Consider the following 18,992-nt stretch of genomic DNA (forward strand, 5'->3'; position numbering starts at 1 on the left):
CCACAGGGTTTTGTGTGGGATGGATATTCGTATGTACGCCGCAGACAACTGTAGGAGTGAGCCTGCTCGCGAAAGCGGTGGTTCAGTCAGCCCGATATTGCCTGACAGATTGCCTTCGTCGGAACGCCGCCCGGAGCAAGCTCGCTCCCACAGGGGGAGGTAGCTGACCTCAGTGATCTCAGCCGCGAATAAAGGCCAGCAGGTCCGCATTGATCGTCGCCGCCTCCGTCGTCGGCATCCCGTGGGGAAAGCCCGGATACGATTTCAACGTGCCATTTGGCAGCAGTTTCGCCGACAAAGGCCCCGAGTTCGCGTACGGCACAATCTGATCGTCCTCGCCATGCATCACCAGTACCGGCACGGTGACTTGCTTCAGGTCTTCGGTGAAATCGGTCTGCGAGAACGCGACGATGCCGTCGTAATGCGCCTTGGCCCCACCGATCATGCCCTGGCGCCACCAGTTGCCAATAATACCTTCCGAAGGTTTGGCGCCCGGCCGGTTGTAGCCATAAAAAGGGCCGGTCGGAATGTCCCGATAAAACTGCGCCCGATTAGCCGCCAGTTGCGTCTGAAAATCATCGAACACCGATTTCGGCAGACCACCGGGATTGCTCTCGGTCTTGACCATCAGCGGCGGCACGGCGCTGATCAGCACGCCTTTGGCGACGTTGTCCTGACCGTGGCGGGCGATGTAATGGATGACCTCACCGCCGCCCGTGGAGTGGCCGACATGCACAACGTTCTTCACACCCAAATGTTTAACCACCGCCAGCACATCGTCTGCGTAGTGATCCATGTCATGCCCGGCCCAGACTTGGCTCGATCGGCCGTGACCCCGGCGATCATGGGCGATCACCCGAAAGCCTTGCCCGAGAAAGAACAGCATCTGCGCGTCCCAATCATCCGAGCTGAGCGGCCAGCCGTGGTGGAAGTGGATCACCGGGGCGTCCTTCGGGCCCCAGTCCTTGTAGAAGATTTCGACGCCGTCTTTGGTGGTGACAAATCCCATGTTCGCGACTCCAGACCAATGTGATGGGTTAGCGCTCGTCGCAGACCGGTCGTGATGGCTTGGGTGAGCGCCGTTATCAGCCGTAGGATTAAAGTCGACATTTTTTCGTTGAGGCATGACCGGTGGTCGCAACGTCTGGCTTGCGGCGCAAATTAGGCTTTGCTGAAAGGGATAAGCCGAGGCGCGCACAGGCTTTGCCGGCCGTAGCGACGCCCCTTCAGAACACCGTGAGTCTGAGGAAATCCCCCGATGCTGACCTTGAATATCAATGGCAAGGATCAGGAACTCGACGTGCCGGCCGACATGCCGCTGCTCTGGGTCCTGCGTGATGTGGCGCACCTGACCGGTACCAAATTCGGCTGCGGCATGGCCCAGTGCGGTGCCTGCACGGTGCACGTTGACGGCGCGCCACTGCGCGCCTGCATCACGCCCGCCACCGCCGTGGCCAACGGCCAGAAAATTCTCACCATCGAAGGGCTGTCCACCGACGGTTCGCATCCTGTGCAACAGGCCTGGGCCGAACTGGATGTGGTGCAGTGCGGTTACTGCCAGTCCGGGCAGATCATGTCGGCCGCCGCGCTGCTGGCGAAAATCCCCAAACCCACCGACAGCGATATCGATCAGGCCCTCTCCGGCAACATCTGCCGCTGCGGCACTTATCCAAGAATCCGCGCTGCGGTCAAACGTGCGGCCGAAATCGGTTGAACCCGGTGGGGAGATAGACGATGAACAGTCCTGTATCGCGTCGTGGTTTTCTCAAGGGCAGCGCCGTGCTGGGTGGCGGTCTGGTGGTGGCGTTTGTCGTGCCCGGTGCCCATCGGTTTGCCCTGGCGGCGGAGAATGAAGGCAAGGTCTTCGCGCCGAATGCGTTTTTGCGCATCGCCGCCGACAACAGCGTGACGGTGTTGCTCGGGCATTCGGAAATGGGCCAGGGTATCTGGACCGGCCTGACCATGCTGATTGCCGAAGAGCTGGACGCCGACTGGTCGAAAATCCGCGTCGAGCACTCGCCGGCCTCGGCGGCCAATTACGGTATGCCGGCGTTTGGCGGGATGCAGATTACCGGCGGCTCGACTTCGACCTGGATGGAGTTCGACCGTTATCGGCTTTCGGGGGCCACGGCGCGGCAGATGCTGGTGGAGGCCGCGGCCAAGCGCTTCAACGTCGCTGCGTCGACGATTCGCACCGAGTCGGGCGTGGTGATCGCCGGCGATAAACGGGCGACCTACGGCGAACTGGCGGACGCTGCCGGGCAGTTGCCGGTCCCGGATCCGAAGTCGATCACCTTCAAGGAGGCCAAGGACTGGAAAGTCATCGGCAAACCGACCAAGCGTCTCGACACCCCGGAGAAAATCACCGGCCGCGCCAAGTTCGGCATGGACGTGCAGTTCGAGGGCTTGATGACCGCGATGGTCGCGCGGGCGCCGGTGTTCGGCGCCACGGTCAAATCCTTCGAAGGTGCCGAGGCGCTGGCGGTGCCCGGTGTGCACAAAGTGGTGCAGGTGCCGACCGGTGTGGCGGTGATCGCCGAGCATTATTGGGCGGCGAAGCTGGGCCGCGATGCCTTGAACGTCGATTGGGACATGGGGCCACACACGGACCTCAGCAGTCAGGGCCTGCTCGACAGTTTCCGCAAACTGGCGGCGACACCGGGCACATCGGCCGCTCAGGCCGGGGACCCGAAGGGTAATTTCGACAAGGCGGCGAAGAAAATCGACGTCGAGTACAGCGTGCCGTATCTGGCCCACGCGCCCATGGAACCGCTCAACTGCACGGTGAAGATCAGCGCCGAGAAGTGCGAGATCTGGACTGGCACGCAATTCCAGACCCTCGACCAGATGATCGCCGGCAAGATCACCGGGCTCAAACCCGAGCAGGTGGAGATTCACACCGAGTTTCTCGGTGGCGGCTTCGGGCGTCGGGCCAATCCGACGTCGGACTTCGTCGCCGAAGCGGTGCAAGTGGCGAAAGCCGCCGGGATGCCGGTGAAAACCGTGTGGTCACGTGAGGATGACATTCGTGGCGGTTATTACCGTTCGATGTTCCTGCATCAGGCGCGCATCGGCCTGGACGGGCAGGGCATGCCGCTGAGCTGGCAGCATGTGCTGGTCGGCCAATCGATCATGACCGGCACGCTGCTGGAAGCGACCATGGTCAAGAATGGCATCGACCCGACCTCTGTCGAGGGCGTGGCCGACAGCCCGTATCTCAAGGGCCTGGCCCATCAGCAGGTCGAGCTGCATTCACCGCAGACCGGGATCAATGTGCTGTGGCTGCGTTCGGTGGGCCATAGCCACACCGGGTTTGTCATGGAATCGCTGATCGATGAAATGGCCACGGCGGCGGGCAAGGACCCGGTGGAATACCGACGCACGTTGCTCAAGGACCATCCACGGCATCTGGGCGTGCTGAATCTGGCGGTGGAGAAGGCCAACTGGACAGCGCCGCTGCCGGATGGGCATGCCTTGGGCGTGGCGGTGCACGAGTCATTTGGCAGTTATGTGGCGCAGGTCGCCGAGGTCTCGCAGGACAATCTGGCGATCCGCGTGCACCGCGTGGTGTGTGCGGTGGATTGCGGGATTGCGGTTAACCCGCAGAGCATCGCGGCGCAGATGGAATCGTGCATCACCTTTGGCCTGGGCATGGCGCTGCACAGCAAACTGACGGTGAAGGACGGCATGGTCGTGCAGTCCAACTATCACGATTATCAGGTACTGCGGCTCAACGAGATGCCGCTGGTCGAGGTGCATATTGTGCCCAGCAGCGACAAACCCGGGGGCATCGGCGAGGCCGGCGTCCCGCCAACCGCGCCGGCGGTGGCCAATGCGGTGTATGCCCTGACCGGACAACGCCTGCGCGAACTGCCGCTGCAACTGTCGGGGGTGTGAGATGAAACGACATCTGCTGTTGGGCACGGTGATCCTGCTGGGCCTGGGCGGTTACGCCTCGGACCTGTTCGCCGACGATCAGGAAGCGCTCAAGGCGTTCGGCACGGTGCAGAAGGTGTTCCAGAGCCCGCGCTGCCAGAACTGTCATATTCCCGGTGATTCGCCGCTGCAGTTCGACGCCGGCACCCCGCACGCAATGAATGTGGTGCGCGGCATGGACGGCAAGGGCGCCGCCGGTTTGCCCTGCGCCACCTGCCACGCCGAGAGCAACCCGCCGGGCAGTTACGGCCCGCATGCGCCACCGGGGGCGCCGCACTGGAGCCTGCCGCCGGCGGCACACAAAATGGCCTGGATCGGCCTGCCGCCCGACAAGTTGTGCGCGATGATCAAGGATCGCTCCAGCAACGGTGACCGTGATTTCGCGGCGCTGATCAAGCACGTCAGCGACGACAAGCTGGTGCTGTGGGGCTGGAATCCCGGAGCAGGGCGCACGCCGGTGCCGGTGCCGCACGACATTTTTGTCGCCCAGTTCAAGCTCTGGGCCGACGCCGGTGGCCCGTGCCCGGTGGCAGGCGGCTGACCAAAGGTAACAGCGCTGAGGAGTCAAACCGCGCATGGTCTACTCTAAAGTGTTAGACCTCTCGATGGAGTAACCCATGCTGGCCCCGGAGAAACCCGTCAACGAACAGGCCCGTGTCGCGACCTTGCGCGGGCTCAATGTGCTCGATAGCGCCCCCGAAGAGCGTTTCGACCGGCTGACGCGCCTGGCGCGGCGAGTGTTCGATGTGCCGATTGCCCTGGTCAGTCTGGTGGACACCAATCGGCAGTGGTTCAAGTCGTGCGTGGGACTGGACGCCAGTGAGACCGGGCGCGATGTGTCGTTTTGCGGGCATACGATTCTCGGTGATCAGATTCTGCACGTCAGCGATGCAGCGCTGGATGAACGCTTCCACGACAATCCACTGGTGATCGGGGCGCCGGGCATCCGCTTCTATGCCGGTTGCCCGCTGCGGGTGAGCGATGGCAGCAAACTGGGCACGCTGTGCCTGATCGACACCAAACCCCGGCAACTCGACGACGAAGAGCGCGAACTGCTGCGCGATCTGGCGCGCATGGCCGAGCAAGAGTTGATGGCGGTACAGATGGCGAGCATGGACGAGTTGACGCTGCTGTCCAACCGTCGTGGTTTCAAGGCCCTCGCCCAGCACGGTCTGGACGCCTGCGCGCGGCTGGATAAACCGGCGACATTGCTGTTTTTCGACCTGAATGACTTCAAGCAAATCAACGATCTTTACGGGCATGCCGAGGGCGACAGTGCGCTGAAGACCTTTGCCGACGTGCTGCGCATTGCCTTTCGCGAGAGCGACGTGGTCGGGCGGCTCGGTGGTGACGAGTTCGTGGTGTTGCTCACCGGCTCCAGTCACATCGAAACCACGGCGATCATGACGCGGCTCAAGGACATCCTCGACGAGCGCAATGCGATGTTGCAGCGCGGCTACGACATTCGCTTCAGCGTCGGCCAGATCGAATACGACCCGCAGCGCCATGACAGCGTCGATCGCCTGCTGGCGGATGCCGACGGTGCGATGTATGCACACAAGCAGGCGTTGAAACGGCACTGATTCAGGCCCTTCATCCACCACCAATCCCGTGTGGGAGCGAGCCTGCTCGCGAAGGCGTCCACTCAGGCGATACCGATGTCGAATGTGCCAACCTCTTCGTGAGCAAGCCCACTCCCACAGTTTTATCGGGTGTTCACGAAATCCGGGTATTGCTCAGAACCTTGTGGAAGCTGGCCTGCCTGCGATGCTCTACTTGGCAAACAACTGCCCGATGTCCTTGAACGCCTTGAATTCCAGCGCATTGCCGCACGGGTCAAACAGAAACATTGTTGCCTGTTCGCCCACCAATCCCTGAAAACGAATCCCTGGCTCAATCACGAACCGTGTGCCCAGCGACGTCAGGCGTTCGGCCAGTGCCTGCCATTGCGCCATCCCCAGCACCACGCCGAAATGCGGCACCGGCACGTCATGCCCGTCCACGGCGTTGGTGTGCGCAGCTTCCTGGGAGGCATTTTTCGGCGCCAGATGAATCACCAGTTGGTGGCCGAAGAAATTGAAGTCGACCCAATGATCGCTGGAGCGACCTTCCTCGAGCCCGAAGACTTCGCGGTAAAAGTGGCGTGCGGCGGCCAGGTCATAGACGGGAATGGCCAGATGAAAAGGGCTTAACGACATGGCGCAATGCTCGATCAGGGAAAGTCGATTGAGTTTAGTGCTGTGAAAGGTGATTGAAAGACGATAGTTTTTGCGCCGAGCTCAAATTATTTCGATCAATCGAGGTGCAAATGCTGCGTGAACTCAAGACCTTCCTCGCGGTGGCGCGCCACGGTACGTTCGCCGCCGCCGGTTTGCACATCGGGCTGACCCAGTCGGCGGTCAGCGCGCAGATCCGCAACCTCGAACAGGCGCTGGGCATTCGTCTGTTCGACCGTACTGGCCGGCAGGCCACGCTCAACGCGGCCGGATTGCGTGCCTTGCCGATGGCCCGGGAAATGCTCGCGATCTTCAGCCGCATGGCGATCAGCGAGGAGGTCAGCGAGTTTCGCGGTGAGCTGAAAATCGGCGCGGTGGCCACCGCGCAAACCGGGTTGTTGCCACAGGCGCTGTTGCGCTTGCGTCAGCAGGCGCCGGGGCTGGAGCCGAAACTGGTGCCGGGCGTGTCACTGAATCTGCTGAGCCAGGTCGATGCCGGCGAGGTGGATCTGGCGATCATGATCAAGCCACCGTTCGAGCTGCCCAAGGAGTTGTCGGCGCAGGTGATAAGGCGCGAGCCGTTCGTGCTGATCGTGCCGCTGCAGGTCGAGGGTGACGATCCACTGCAATTGCTCGCCGAACAACCGCAGGTGCGCTATGACCGCAACTCGTTCGGCGGACGGCTGGTGACGCGGTTTCTGCGTGAACAGCGGATCGAAGTCAGCGTGGCGCTGGAGCTCGATGAGCTGGAAGCGATCGTGAAAATGGTCGAATCGGGCCTGGGTGTTTCGTTGTTGCCCAAAGCCGGATTATGGCTGGAGCATCCGCTCAAGGTTCGGGTAATCGAACTGGGCGAACTGACGTTCTACCGCGAGATGGTTTTGCTGCAACGCTACAGCCAGCGCAGTCAGCCGATTCAAAAACTGTTCGCCGATTGCCTGGAGTAGCCAGCAACCCCCTGTAGGAGTGAGCCTGCTCGCGATGGCGGTGGTCCAGAGACATCAATGTTTCTGACCCGATGCCATCGCGAGCAGGCTCACTCCTACAAAGGATTTGGGTTGTTCAAGAAATTGCAGCCAATAAAAAACCCGCCTGAAGAGGCGGGTTTTTTATTGGCTAAGCGAAGATTACTCTTCGATGTTGCCCATGGCGGTGGTGTTGAAGCCGCCGTCCACGTACATGATTTCACCGCTGATGCCCGACGCCAGGTCGGAGCACAGGAAGGCGCCGGCGTTGCCGACTTCGTCGATGGTGACGTTGCGACGCAGCGGGGTTTGCGCTTCGTTGGCGGCCAGCATTTTGCGGAAGTTCTTGATGCCCGACGCTGCCAGGGTACGGATCGGCCCAGCCGATACGCAGTTGACGCGGGTGCCGTCCGGGCCCAGGGAGCCGGCCAGGTAACGCACGCCAGCTTCCAGCGAAGCCTTGGCCATGCCCATGACGTTGTAGTTCGGCATGGTGCGCTCGGCGCCCAGGTACGACAGGGTCAGCAGGCTGCCGTTGCGGCCTTTCATCATTTCGCGGCCAGCCTTGGCCAGGGCCACGAAGCTGTAGGCGCTGATGTCGTGAGCGATGCGGAAACCTTCACGGGTGGTGGCTTCGGTGAAGTCGCCGTCCAGTTGGTCGCCCGGGGCGAAACCAACGGAGTGCACGATGCAGTCCAGGCCGTCCCACTTCTTGCTCAGTGCTTCGAAGACCTTGGCGATTTCTTCATCGCTGGCCACGTCGCACGGGAAGCACAGCTCAGGGCTCGAACCCCAGCCCTGCGCGAATTCTTCAACACGACCTTTGAGTTTGTCGTTCTGATAAGTGAAGGCAAGCTCAGCGCCCTCGCGATGCATGGCGGCAGCGATGCCGGATGCGATGGACAGCTTGCTGGCGACACCGACGATCAGTACGCGCTTACCGGCGAGAAAACCCATGTGTTGCTCCTCTTTCAGGTTATTGCGCAGTGGCTGGTGCCAAAAAAGCGGCTTCCAGCAACTGCTGTGTATACGGATGTTTAGGGGCGGCAAAGATTTCTTGCGCGTCTCCCTGTTCGACCACTTGGCCATGCTTGACCACCATCAACTGGTGGCTCAGCGCTTTGACGACAGCCAGGTCATGGCTGATGAACAAATACGTCAGGTTGTACTTGGCTTGCAGTGAACGCAACAGCTCCACCACTTGCCGCTGCACCGTCCGGTCGAGCGCCGACGTCGGCTCGTCCAGCAGGATCAGCGCCGGTTTGAGCACCAAGGCTCGGGCAATGGCGATTCGTTGCCGTTGCCCACCGGAAAATTCGTGGGGGTAGCGGTGCCGGGTTTCCGGATCCAGACCTACCTCCTTCAATGCCGCAATAATCGCCGCTTCCTGCTCGGCAGCGGTGCCCATCTTGTGAATCCGCAGGCCTTCACCAACGATGTCACTGACGCACATGCGCGGGCTCAGGCTGCCAAACGGGTCCTGAAACACCACCTGCATCTCCCGCCGCAACGGGCGAACCTCATTCTGCGTCAGGCAGTCTAGCTGCTTGCCTTCAAAGCGGATCGCGCCTTTGCTGCCGATCAGCCGCAAAATCGCCAGACCCAGCGTGGATTTGCCGGATCCGCTTTCCCCCACGATCCCCAGGGTCTGACCCTGAGGCAGGCTGAAATTGATGCCGTCCACTGCCTTGACGTGATCCACCGTGCGCTTGAGCAGGCCTTTCCTGATCGGGAACCAGACTTTCAGGTTCTCGACTTCGAGCAGCGGCGCACCGATTTTATTGGTCGCCGGGCCTCCGCTGGGCTCCGCGCCGAGCAATTCCCGAGTGTACGGATGCTGCGGCGAACGGAACAGCTCTTCGCACGATGCCTGTTCGACGATGCAACCGCGCTGCATGACACATACACGATGCGCAATTCTTCGCACCAGGTTCAAATCGTGACTGATCAGTAACAGCGACATGCCCAATCGAGCCTGAAGTTCCTTGAGTAAATCGAGGATTTTCAGCTGAACGGTCACGTCCAGCGCAGTGGTCGGTTCGTCGGCAATCAGCAGTTCCGGCTCGTTGGCCAGGGCCATGGCGATCATCACCCGCTGGCGCTGGCCGCCGGACAATTCGTGGGGCAGGGCCTTGAGGCGCTTGTGCGGCTCGGGGATGCCGACCATCTCCAGCAGCTCCAGCGTGCGCCTGGTCGCGACTTTGCCGGTCAAACCCTTGTGGATGCCGAGGACCTCGTTGATCTGCTTCTCGATCGAGTGCAGCGGATTCAGCGAGGTCATTGGCTCCTGAAAGATCATCGCGATGCGGTTGCCGCGAATGTGGCGGATGGTTTTTTCACTCAGGCCCAGCAGGTTTTGCCCGGCGTAGGTGATGCTGCCGGCCGGATGCCGGGCCATCGGATAGGGCAGCAAACGCAGGATCGAGTGCGCGGTCACCGATTTGCCCGAGCCGGATTCGCCGACCAGCGCCAGGGTTTCGCCGCGTTTGATGTCGAAACTCACGCCTTCGACCACTCGGTGCACGCGCTCGCCGAAACCGAATTCGACGGCCAGGTCGCGCACTTCGATCAGATTGTCCTGATTCATTTCACTTCCTCGGGTCGAAGGCATCGCGAGCGGACTCGCCGATAAACACCAGCAGACTCAACATCAACGCCAGCACGGCAAACGCGCTCATGCCCAGCCACGGCGCTTGCAGGTTGGATTTGCCCTGGGCCACCAGTTCACCCAGCGACGGACTGCCGGCCGGCAAGCCGAAGCCTAGGAAGTCCAACGCGGTGAGGGTGCCGATGGCGCCGGTGAGGATGAACGGCATGAAGGTCATGGTCGAGACCATGGCGTTGGGCAGGATGTGGCGGAACATGATCGCGCCGTTCTGCATGCCCAGCGCTCTGGCTGCACGCACGTATTCAAGGTTACGGCCACGCAGGAACTCGGCGCGCACCACGTCGACCAGGCTCATCCACGAAAACAGCAGCATGATCCCCAACAGCCACCAGAAATTCGGCTGGACGAAACTGGCCAGAATGATCAGCAGATACAGCACCGGCAGCCCCGACCAGATTTCCAGAAAACGCTGCCCGGCCAGATCGACCCAGCCGCCATAGAAACCCTGCAGCGCGCCGGCGATCACGCCGATGATCGAACTCAGCACGGTCAACGTCAGCGCGAACAGTACCGAAATCCGGAAGCCGTAAATCACCCGCGCGAGCACGTCACGGCCCTGATCGTCAGTACCGAGCAGGTTGTCCGCCGACGGTGGCGCCGGGGCCGGGACTTTCAGGTCGTAGTTGATGCTCTGGTAGCTGTAGGGGATCGGCGCCCACAGCACCCACGCGTCCTTGGCTTTGAGCAGTTCGCGGATGTACGGGCTCTTGTAGTTGGCTTCCAGCGGGAATTCTCCGCCGAAGGTGGTTTCCGGGTAACGCTTGATCGCCGGGAAGTACCAGTTGTTGTCGTAATGCACCACCAGCGGCTTGTCGTTGGCGATCAGCTCGGCGCCCAGGCTCAGCCCGAACAGGATCAGGAACAGCCACAGCGACCACCAGCCACGCTTGTTGGCCTTGAACAGTTCGAACCGGCGGCGGTTGAGAGGAGACAGGTTCATCTCAATGCTCCCGGCTGGCGAAGTCGATGCGCGGATCGACCAGGGTGTAGGTGAGGTCGCCGATCAGTTTCACCACCAGCCCCAGCAGGGTGAAGATGAACAGGGTGCCGAACACCACCGGGTAATCGCGGTTGATCGCTGCTTCGAAACTCATCAGGCCCAGACCGTCGAGGGAGAAGATCACTTCCACCAGCAAGGAGCCTGTGAAGAAGATGCCGATGAACGCCGACGGGAAGCCGGCAATCACCAGCAGCATGGCGTTGCGGAATACGTGGCCGTAGAGCACGCGATTGCGCGTCAGGCCCTTGGCCTTGGCGGTGACCACGTATTGCTTGTTGATCTCGTCGAGGAAGCTGTTTTTGGTCAGCAGGGTCATGGTTGCGAAGTTGCCGATCACCAGCGCCGTCACCGGCAGCGCCAGGTGCCAGAAGTAGTCGAGGACCTTGCCGCCCAGGCTCAACTGATCGAAGTTGTTCGACGTCAGGCCGCGTAGCGGGAACCAATCCAGATAACTGCCGCCGGCAAACACCACGATCAGCAGGATCGCAAACAGGAACGCCGGAATCGCGTAGCCGACGATGATCGCCGAACTGGTCCATACGTCGAAATGGCTGCCGTGTCGCGTGGCCTTGGCGATCCCCAGCGGGATCGACACCAGGTACATGATCAGCGTGCTCCACAGCCCGAGCGAGATCGACACCGGCATCTTTTCCTTGATCAGGTCGATGACCTTGGCGTCGCGGAAGAAGCTGTCGCCGAAGTCCAGCTTCGCGTAGTTCTTGACCATGATCCACAGACGTTCCGGGGCCGACTTGTCGAACCCGTACATGTGCTCGATTTCCTTGATCAGCGCCGGATCCAGGCCTTGCGCACCGCGATAGGCAGAGCCGGCCACCGACACCTCGGCGCCGCCGCCGGCGATACGGCTGGTGGCACCTTCGAAGCCTTCGAGCTTGGCGATCATCTGTTCCACCGGCCCGCCGGGCGCGGCCTGAATGATCACGAAGTTGATCAGCAAGATGCCGAACAGGGTCGGGATGATCAGCAGCAGTCGCCGAAAAATATACGCCAGCATCTGATTACTCCGTGCCCGCAGGGTCGGCTTGCAGTTTGGTTTCGACTTCCATGGCGGGTTTCGCGTCGGGCTTGACCCACCAGGTGTTAATCCCGATGTCGTATTTGGGCGAGACTTTCGGGTGACCGATGTGGTTCCAGTAGGCCACGCGCCAGGTCTTGATGTGCCAGTTGGGCACCACGTAGTAACCCCATTGCAGCACCCGATCCAGCGCCCGGGCGTGGGCCACCAGGCTGTTGCGCGAGTCGGCGTTGATCAGGTTTTCCACCAGGTGATCGACGATCGGATCCTTCAGGCCCATGGTGTTGCGGCTGCTCGGTTTGTCGGCGGCGGCGCTCATCCAGAATTCACGCTGCTCGTTACCCGGCGAGTTGGACTGCGGGAAGCTGCCGACGACCATGTCGAAGTCCCGCGAGCGCACGCGGTTGATGTACTGCGAAACGTCGACGCGGCGGATCACCAGATCGATGCCGAGGTCGGCCAGGTTGCGTTTGAACGGCAACAGCACGCGTTCGAATTCGGTCTGCGCCAGCAGGAATTCGATGACCACCGGTTTGCCGGTGGCGTCGACCATTTTGTCGTCGACGATCTTCCAGCCGGCCTCTTGCAGCAGTTGATAGGCCTCGCGCTGCTGGGCACGGATCATGCCGCTGGCGTCGGTCTTCGGGTTCTCGAACGCTTCGCTGAACACCTGAGCCGGGAGCTTGCTGCGGAACGGTTCGAGGATCGCCCGTTGTTCGGCGTCCGGCAGGCCCGTCGCGGCCATTTCCGAGTTCTCGAAATAGCTGCGGGTGCGGAAGTAGGCTCCGTTGAACAGTTGTTTGTTGGTCCATTCGAAATCGAACAGCAGGCCGAGCGCCTGACGCACGCGCACATCCTGGAACACCGGGCGGCGCAGGTTGAAGACGAAACCCTGCATGCCGGTCGGGTTGCTGTTGGCGATCTGTTCCTTGATCAGCCGACCTTCGGTGACCGCCGGAATGTTGTAGGCGTTGGCCCAGTTCTTCGCGGTCATTTCCAGCCAGTAATCGAACTGGCCGGCCTTCAGCGCTTCGACGGCGACGGTGTTGTCGCGATAGTAGTCGGTGGTCATCACGTCGAAGTTGTAGAACCCGCGATTGACCGGCAGGTCCTTGCCCCAGTAATCCTTGACTCGCTCATAACGCACCGAGCGTCCGGCCTTCACTTCGGCGACCTTGTACGGGCCGCTGCCCAGCGGAATTTCCAGGTTGCCCCTGGTGAAATCGCGAGTGGCCCACCAGTGTTTCGGCAGCACCGGCAACTGGCCGAGGATCAGCGGTAACTCACGATTGTTGTTGTTGTGCTTGAACTTGAACAGGACCTTGAGCGGATCCTCGGCGATCACCTCGTCGACGTCGCTGTAGTAACCGCGAAACAGCGGCGAGCCGTCCTTGGTCAGGGTCTGGAAGCTGAACACCACGTCTTCGGCGCGCACCGGGTGGCCGTCATGAAAGCGCGCTTCCGGGCGCAGGTAGAAACGCACCCAGCTGTTGTCCGGGGCTTTTTCGATTTTGCTGGCGATCAGGCCGTATTCGGTGAACGGCTCGTCGAGGCTGTGCTTGGTCAGGGTGTCGTAGATCTGCCCGACGTCATCGGCCGGCACGCCTTTGCTGATGAACGGGTTGAGGCTGTCGAAGCCGCCGAACCCGGCCTGGCGGAAGATCCCGCCCTTGGGCGCGTCGGGGTTCACGTAGTCGAACTGTTTGAAATCGGCCGGGTATTTCGGCGGCTCGTTGTACAGCGTCACGGCGTGTTGTGGGGCGGCAATCGCCAGCCCGGCGAACAGCAGACCGCTGGCCTGCACGAGCAGGGCGCGGATGGGCGTCATTTATTGTTCTCCGAAGATTTCAGCCACCACGCGCTCAGGCCCAGGGTGTAGGGCGGCGTGGTGACGAAAGCCAACCGGTTGCGGTAGGCCAGTCGGTGATAATTGAGGTACCAGTTGGGAATGCTGTAGTGCTGCCACAGCAGCACGCGGTCGAGCGCCTTGCCGGCGGCGACCTGTTCATCGCGGGTTTGCGCGGCGAGCAGTTGTTCGAGCAGGTGATCGACCACCGGGTTGGCGATGCCGGCGTAATTCTTGCTGCCTTTGACCCCGACCTGACTGGAGTGGAAGTACTGCCACTGCTCCAGGCCCGGGCTGAGGGTCTGGTTGAGCGTCATCAGGATCATGTCGAAATCGAACTGATCCAGGCGCTGTTTGTACTGGGCGCGATCCACCGTGCGCAGGCGTGCATCGACGCCGATGCTGTTGAGGTTCTCGATGTATGGCTGCAGGATCCGCTCGAGGTTTGGGTTGACCAGCAGCAGTTCAAAGCTCAGCGGCTGCCCTGCGGCGTTTTGCAGACGCTGGCCGTTGAGCTTCCAGCCGGCTTCGGCGAGCAATGCCAGCGCCTTGCGCATGGTTTCCCGGGGGATGCCGCGACCGTCGGTTTGCGGCAGCGTGAACGGCTCGGTGAACAGCTTCGCGGGTAACTGATCTTTATACGGCTTGAGCATCAGCCATTCATGCCCGATCGGCAGCCCGCTGGCACTGAATTCGCTGTTCGGGTAATAACTGGTGGTGCGTTTGTAGGCATCGCTGAACAGCGCGCGGTTGGTCCACTCGAAGTCGAACATCAGGCCCAGCGCTTCGCGCACCTTGACGTCGCTGAAGGACGCGCGCCGGGTGTTCATGAACAGGCCCTGGCTCTGAGTCGGGATCTGGTGCGGGATCTGCGCCTTGATCACCTCGCCACGGCGTATCGCGGGGAAGTTGTAACCGTTGGCCCAGTTTTTCGCCTGATGCTCGATGTAAATGTCGAATTCACCGGCCTTGAACGCTTCGAAGGCGACGTCGCTGTCGCGGTAGAACTCGACCTCCATGCGATCGAAGTTGTACTTGCCGCGATTGACCGCCAGGTCCTTGCCCCAGTAGTCCTTGACCCGCTCGAAGATCAACTGCCGCCCCGGTGTCACCGAGGTGATGCGGTACGGGCCGCTGCCCAGCGGGGGTTCGAAGGTGGTGGCCTTGAAGTCGCGACCTTTCCAGTAATGCTGTGACAGCACCGGCAGCTCGCCCAGACGCAGGATCAGCAGCGGATTGCCCGAGCGCTTCATCACGAAGCGAATGCGCTGCGGGTTGAGGATGTCGACGCGTGAGACTTCCTGCAGGGCAGTGCGGTACAGCGGATGGCCTTCCTTGAGCAGCAACCGATAGGAGAACGCCACGTCGTAGGCGGTGATCGGCGTGCCATCGTGAAAGCGCGCCTCGGGGCGCAGATTGAATACCACCCAGCTGCGATCTTCGCTGTACTCCACCGATTGTGCGATCAGACCATAGCTGGACGCCGGTTCGTCGCCGGACGGCGAATACTGGCCGGTGCCGACCATCAGCGGTTCGTTCAGTTCGTTGATGCCGTACTGCAGGAAATTCGGTGTAGTGACCGGGCTGGTGCCTTTGAAGGTGTACGGATTGACCGTATCGAAGGTGCCGAACGCCATCACCCGCAACGTACCGCCCTTGGGCGCTTGCGGGTTGACCCAGTCGAAGTGGGTAAATCTGGCCGGGTACTTGAGCGTGCCGAACTGCGCATAACCGTGACTTTCGGTAATCGTCGCGCTTGCGGGTGAGCTCAAGGCCAGGCTGATCAGGAACAGGAGGAGGGGACGCTTCAAGTCAGATCCGATCCAGGCGGCTTGGGCTTTGTGGGCCGTACAGTAACAGCTTGTCTGGACAGGAAAAAGATGCGGGTTAATGCGCTGTTAATCGTCGTGCAATGCTCACCCGGTTTGCGTTGTGGTGAGGGGATTCATCCCCGATGGACTGCGTAGCAGTCCCTATGGTTTTTGGAGGGGCAGGGTGCGCTTCGCGCCCCATCGGGGATAAATCCCCTCACCACAAGGAATCCATCGGGGACAATGAATTTGGTAATAAAAAAAGCCCCTGGATTTCAGGGGCTTTCTGTCAGTGCGGCTGATAAACCGTGAGCATCTGCCCAGGCTTCAATGCTTTACCCGCACCCGGATTCCAGCGCTTGAGATGCTGCATCTCGACGTTGAAACGCTTGGCCACCACGTACAGGGTGTCGCCACGCTTGACCTTGTACTGGGTCTGCTGCTGGCTGTCGGCCTTGCCTTTGGTCTTGCTGTTGGCAGCAATCACCGTGTTGACCCGTCCACCGCTGCGCGCCGGGCTGCGTTTGGTCGTGTCTTGCATGACCAGGGTCTGGCCGACCTTGAGGTTCTTGCCGGTCAGCTTGTTCCAGCGTTGCAGATCCTTGACGTCGACCTTGTTGGCCTTGGCGATGGAGCCGAGGTTGTCGCCGCGTTTGACCCGGTAGGCGCGCTTGAGCTTCGCCACTTCGCTCGGGTCGGCGCCGTCGAACACCGGTTTCAGTGAACGCGGGCTGATCAGCTCTTCGGGGCGCATGGTCTGCAGGCTGGCGGTCAGCAGTTGCGCCTTGGACGTCGGCACCAGCAGATGCTGCGGGCCGTCGACGGTGGTGCGCTGCTTGAACGCCGGGTTGAGCTGGAACAGCTCGTCTTCGTCGATGTTGGCCACCGCTGCGACCTTGGACAGGTCCATGCGCTGGTTGATTTCGACGACCTGGAAATACGGTTCGTTGGCGATCGGGTTGAGGTTCACCCCGTAGGCTTCCGGCGCCAGTACCACTTGCGACAGGGCCAGCAGCTTTGGCACGTACGCCTGGGTTTCCGCCGGCAACGACAGGTTCCAGTAGTCGGTCGGCAGGCCGAGCTTCTCGTTACGCTCGATGGCGCGGCTGACCGTGCCTTCACCGGCGTTGTACGCGGCCAGAGCCAGCAGCCAGTCACCGTTGAACATGTCGTGCAGACGGGTCAGGTAATCCATCGCCGCGGTGGTCGAGGCGGTGATGTCGCGACGGCCATCATAAAAGCGGGTCTGGCGCAGGTTGTAGTAGCGGCCGGTGGACGGGATGAACTGCCACAGGCCCGATGCGTCGGCCCGGGAATAGGCCATCGGGTTGTAGGCGCTCTCGATCACTGGCAGCAGGGCCAGTTCCAGCGGCATGTTGCGCTCTTCAAGACGCTCGACGATGTAATGAATGTAGAGGCTGCCGCGTTCGCCGGCGCTCTCGAGAAAGGACGGGTTGCTGGCAAACCACAGGCGCTGTTGCTCGATGCGCGGGTTCACGCCCAGGCCGTCCTGCAGCTGGAAACCGCCGCGCATGCGCTCCCAGATGTCCTGAGGCACCTGCGGGCTCGGCTTTTCGCTGAGCCAGATCGGCTTCTGCTTGGCTCGCGCAGCAATGTTCGGCGTATGGCTCGCCTCGGACTGCGGAGCATGGCTGGAGCAGCCCGCCAACGTGGCGGACACAGCCACCGCGATGGCTTGGGCCAGGCGGGTCAACGTGTCTGAATTGACGGACTTACGTATGGATGACGACATTGGCTGGAAGTAAGTTCCGGGCAAAAATGTCGGGCGATTCTAGAAAGCGCACCCCTTGCGGTCAACCATTCAGAATTTTTGTATCAAGGGGTGGGTCACTTAGAACGTATCTTTCCATGCCCGCAGAGCCGCAAAAACCTCACTCGGCGCCCGGTTTTGAGCGCCTGCCCGTTCGTCCACTTTTTGTGTAACTAATGTTTCAGTGGTACGCAAAAACGGATTTGTGAGCTTTTCCAGGGCCAGGGTCGAGGGCAGGGTCATCACGCCTTTCTCGCGCTTTTCGCTGACGTCTTTCAGACGGGTGGCGATGTCGAGGTTGGTCGGCTCGACAGCCGCGGCAAACTTCAGGTTGCTCAGGGTGTATTCATGGGTGCAATACACCAGCGTATCCTCGGGCAGGGCGGCGAGGCGGCTGAGCGAGTGGTGCATCTGCTCCGGCGTGCCTTCGAACAGGCGTCCGCAACCGGCGGCGAACAGTGTGTCACCACAAAACAGCAGACCATGGTGGTAGTAGGCGATATGGCCCAGGGTGTGGCCCGGCACCGCATAGACATCGAATTCCCAGCCGAGGACGCTGACCGTGTCGTTATCCTTGAGCGCCACGTCGCGCCCCGGAATGTTCTCGCTGGCCGGGCCATAGACGGTGGCGCCGGTCGCGGCTTTCAGGCGTTCGACGCCGCCGACGTGATCGTGGTGATGGTGGGTGATCAGAATGTCGCTCAATACCCAGTCCGGGTGAGCGGCGAGCCAGGCCTGCACCGGCGCGGCATCGCCCGGGTCGACCACCGCGCAGCGATGGCTGCGGTGATCCTGTAACAACCAGATGTAGTTGTCGGTGAACGCGGGCAGGGCACTGATCTGTATCATCGGAGGAATTCGCCAAGCGGAAAACATTGGCGCATCTTAGAGCTTCTAGCGGCGTTGGAGAATGACATGACCGATAAAGCGTTCGCTCAGGCCGATCCCGACTGGCTGGCATTGATCGGCGCGGCCCGTGAATGGCTGGCCGGCCCGCTCGGGCAATTTCTGCTGGATGAAGAACGGCGCATGCTCGAAGACGAGTTGGGCCGCTTCTTCGGCGGCTATCTGGTGCATTACGGCCCGTCGGCCCAGCCCCCGCCGTCGGCGCCGCAGGTGCAGCGCAACGTACGCCTCGGTGCGCCGTTGCCGGGGGTGGAGATCGTCTGCGAGGAACAGGCCTGGCCATTGAGCGAGCACGCCGCCGACGTGGTGGTGTTGCAGCATGGCCTGGATTTCTGCCTGTCGCCCCACGGTTTGCTGCGCGAAGCGGCAAGCAGCGTGCGCCCCGGCGGGCATTTGCTGATTATCGGCATCAACCCCTGGAGCACCTGGGGTTTGCGTCATGTATTCGCCCACGATGCCTTGCGCCAGGCGCGCTGCATCTCGCCGTCGCGAGTGGCTGACTGGCTCAACCTGCTGGGCTTTGCGCTGGAGAAACGCCGCTTCGGGTGCTATCGTCCGCCGCTCGCGTCGCCCAAGTGGCAGGCCCGACTGGCCGGCTGGGAACGCAAGGCCGGCGACTGGCAACTGTCGGGCGGTGGCTTCTATTTATTGGTCGCGCGCAAGATTGTGGTCGGCCTGCGTCCGGTGCGCCAGGAACGCCGCGAGCCGATGGGCAAGCTGATTCCGCTGCCGATGGCCAAGGTCAACCGCCGTCGTATCGAACCGTAAACCTTCTTTTTATAGTGGCCGGACCTGCTCCGGCCGCGGCCATCGTCGATCCGCGATTGACGGGGCCAG

16 protein-coding genes are annotated in these 18,992 nt (G+C 61.5%); 6 read left to right on the forward strand and 10 right to left on the reverse strand.

The genetic code is table 11. From position 1 onward, the window contains the following. Nucleotides 1-178: 178 nt before the first annotated feature. A complete protein-coding gene (locus tag PseAD21_RS19255; protein WP_102357095.1) occupies nt 179-1,009 on the reverse strand; it encodes an alpha/beta fold hydrolase in 831 nt (276 codons plus the stop codon). A 249-nt stretch (nt 1,010-1,258) separates the two neighbouring features. On the opposite strand from PseAD21_RS19255, the gene PseAD21_RS19260 reads away from it, so the two are divergent. The 4 genes from PseAD21_RS19260 to PseAD21_RS19275 all read left to right on the forward strand — a co-directional run bounded on the left by PseAD21_RS19260 (nt 1,259) and on the right by PseAD21_RS19275 (nt 5,519). Beyond that, complete coding sequence (locus tag PseAD21_RS19260) at nt 1,259-1,714, forward strand: (2Fe-2S)-binding protein (protein ID WP_025111491.1); 456 nt, start codon at nt 1,259-1,261, stop codon at nt 1,712-1,714. Nucleotides 1,715-1,734: 20 nt separating this feature from the next. After that, a complete protein-coding gene (locus tag PseAD21_RS19265) occupies nt 1,735-3,897 on the forward strand; it encodes a xanthine dehydrogenase family protein molybdopterin-binding subunit (RefSeq protein WP_102357097.1) in 2,163 nt (720 codons plus the stop codon). Between the two features lies 1 nt (nt 3,898). Beyond that, nucleotides 3,899-4,477 carry a hypothetical protein gene (locus PseAD21_RS19270; RefSeq protein ID WP_102357099.1) on the forward strand — a complete coding sequence of 193 codons (579 nt, stop codon included), beginning with the start codon at nt 3,899-3,901 and terminating at the stop codon, nt 4,475-4,477. A gap of 76 nt (nt 4,478-4,553) precedes the next feature. Next, nucleotides 4,554-5,519: a diguanylate cyclase gene (locus PseAD21_RS19275; RefSeq protein WP_102357100.1), complete on the forward strand. Its 966-nt coding sequence runs from the start codon at nt 4,554-4,556 to the stop codon at nt 5,517-5,519. Nucleotides 5,520-5,708: 189 nt separating this feature from the next. Here the strand turns inward: PseAD21_RS19275 and PseAD21_RS19280 are convergent, their stop codons facing one another. Continuing rightward, a complete protein-coding gene (locus PseAD21_RS19280) occupies nt 5,709-6,134 on the reverse strand; it encodes a VOC family protein (protein WP_102357102.1) in 426 nt (141 codons plus the stop codon). Between the two features lie 110 nt (nt 6,135-6,244). On the opposite strand from PseAD21_RS19280, the gene PseAD21_RS19285 reads away from it, so the two are divergent. Continuing rightward, nucleotides 6,245-7,099 carry a LysR family transcriptional regulator gene (locus PseAD21_RS19285; RefSeq protein WP_102357103.1) on the forward strand — a complete coding sequence of 285 codons (855 nt, stop codon included), beginning with the start codon at nt 6,245-6,247 and terminating at the stop codon, nt 7,097-7,099. A 180-nt stretch (nt 7,100-7,279) separates the two neighbouring features. On the opposite strand, the gene fabI is transcribed toward PseAD21_RS19285, so the two are convergent. From fabI to gloB, 8 genes are all read right to left on the reverse strand, one after another. Further along, complete coding sequence (fabI, locus tag PseAD21_RS19290) at nt 7,280-8,074, reverse strand: enoyl-ACP reductase FabI (protein WP_007906751.1); 795 nt, start codon at nt 8,072-8,074, stop codon at nt 7,280-7,282. Nucleotides 8,075-8,093: 19 nt separating this feature from the next. Beyond that, nucleotides 8,094-9,704: an ABC transporter ATP-binding protein gene (locus PseAD21_RS19295; RefSeq protein ID WP_102357105.1), complete on the reverse strand. Its 1,611-nt coding sequence runs from the start codon at nt 9,702-9,704 to the stop codon at nt 8,094-8,096. Between the two features lies 1 nt (nt 9,705). After that, nucleotides 9,706-10,725, reverse strand: coding sequence for an ABC transporter permease (locus PseAD21_RS19300; protein WP_064587187.1), 1,020 nt, complete (start codon nt 10,723-10,725; stop codon nt 9,706-9,708). A gap of 1 nt (nt 10,726) precedes the next feature. Then, nucleotides 10,727-11,800, reverse strand: a complete 1,074-nt coding sequence (locus PseAD21_RS19305; protein ID WP_047599820.1) for a microcin C ABC transporter permease YejB — start codon at nt 11,798-11,800, stop codon at nt 10,727-10,729. A gap of 4 nt (nt 11,801-11,804) precedes the next feature. After that, complete coding sequence (locus PseAD21_RS19310; RefSeq protein ID WP_102357107.1) at nt 11,805-13,649, reverse strand: extracellular solute-binding protein; 1,845 nt, start codon at nt 13,647-13,649, stop codon at nt 11,805-11,807. After that, nucleotides 13,646-15,478 carry an extracellular solute-binding protein gene (locus PseAD21_RS19315; protein ID WP_102357108.1) on the reverse strand — a complete coding sequence of 611 codons (1,833 nt, stop codon included), beginning with the start codon at nt 15,476-15,478 and terminating at the stop codon, nt 13,646-13,648. The genes PseAD21_RS19310 and PseAD21_RS19315 overlap by 4 nt, the downstream gene beginning before the upstream one ends. Nucleotides 15,479-15,767: 289 nt before the next feature. Continuing rightward, entirely contained in the window at nt 15,768-17,231 is a 1,464-nt protein-coding gene (locus tag PseAD21_RS19320) for a LysM peptidoglycan-binding domain-containing protein (protein ID WP_102357110.1), read from the reverse strand. Between the two features lie 99 nt (nt 17,232-17,330). After that, nucleotides 17,331-18,098 carry a hydroxyacylglutathione hydrolase gene (gene gloB / locus PseAD21_RS19325; protein ID WP_102357111.1) on the reverse strand — a complete coding sequence of 256 codons (768 nt, stop codon included), beginning with the start codon at nt 18,096-18,098 and terminating at the stop codon, nt 17,331-17,333. A 66-nt stretch (nt 18,099-18,164) separates the two neighbouring features. Here gloB and PseAD21_RS19330 point away from each other — a divergent pair, with 66 nt between their 5' ends. Further along, entirely contained in the window at nt 18,165-18,923 is a 759-nt protein-coding gene (locus tag PseAD21_RS19330) for a methyltransferase domain-containing protein (protein WP_102357113.1), read from the forward strand. Nucleotides 18,924-18,992: the final 69 nt, after the last annotated feature.

Source organism: Pseudomonas sp. AD21 (genome assembly GCF_002878485.1).
Lineage (GTDB): Bacteria > Pseudomonadota > Gammaproteobacteria > Pseudomonadales > Pseudomonadaceae > Aquipseudomonas.

Coding starts and splice junctions, on each gene's coding strand:
- PseAD21_RS19255 (WP_102357095.1), bottom strand. CDS start 1,009: ATGGGATTTGTCACCACCAAAGACGGCGTCGAAATCTTCTACAAGGAC.
- PseAD21_RS19260 (WP_025111491.1), top strand. CDS start 1,259: ATGCTGACCTTGAATATCAATGGCAAGGATCAGGAACTCGACGTGCCG.
- PseAD21_RS19265 (WP_102357097.1), top strand. CDS start 1,735: ATGAACAGTCCTGTATCGCGTCGTGGTTTTCTCAAGGGCAGCGCCGTG.
- PseAD21_RS19270 (WP_102357099.1), top strand. CDS start 3,899: ATGAAACGACATCTGCTGTTGGGCACGGTGATCCTGCTGGGCCTGGGC.
- PseAD21_RS19275 (WP_102357100.1), top strand. CDS start 4,554: ATGCTGGCCCCGGAGAAACCCGTCAACGAACAGGCCCGTGTCGCGACC.
- PseAD21_RS19280 (WP_102357102.1), bottom strand. CDS start 6,134: ATGTCGTTAAGCCCTTTTCATCTGGCCATTCCCGTCTATGACCTGGCC.
- PseAD21_RS19285 (WP_102357103.1), top strand. CDS start 6,245: ATGCTGCGTGAACTCAAGACCTTCCTCGCGGTGGCGCGCCACGGTACG.
- fabI (WP_007906751.1), bottom strand. CDS start 8,074: ATGGGTTTTCTCGCCGGTAAGCGCGTACTGATCGTCGGTGTCGCCAGC.
- PseAD21_RS19295 (WP_102357105.1), bottom strand. CDS start 9,704: ATGAATCAGGACAATCTGATCGAAGTGCGCGACCTGGCCGTCGAATTC.
- PseAD21_RS19300 (WP_064587187.1), bottom strand. CDS start 10,725: ATGAACCTGTCTCCTCTCAACCGCCGCCGGTTCGAACTGTTCAAGGCC.
- PseAD21_RS19305 (WP_047599820.1), bottom strand. CDS start 11,800: ATGCTGGCGTATATTTTTCGGCGACTGCTGCTGATCATCCCGACCCTG.
- PseAD21_RS19310 (WP_102357107.1), bottom strand. CDS start 13,649: ATGACGCCCATCCGCGCCCTGCTCGTGCAGGCCAGCGGTCTGCTGTTC.
- PseAD21_RS19320 (WP_102357110.1), bottom strand. CDS start 17,231: ATGTCGTCATCCATACGTAAGTCCGTCAATTCAGACACGTTGACCCGC.
- gloB (WP_102357111.1), bottom strand. CDS start 18,098: ATGATACAGATCAGTGCCCTGCCCGCGTTCACCGACAACTACATCTGG.
- PseAD21_RS19330 (WP_102357113.1), top strand. CDS start 18,165: ATGACCGATAAAGCGTTCGCTCAGGCCGATCCCGACTGGCTGGCATTG.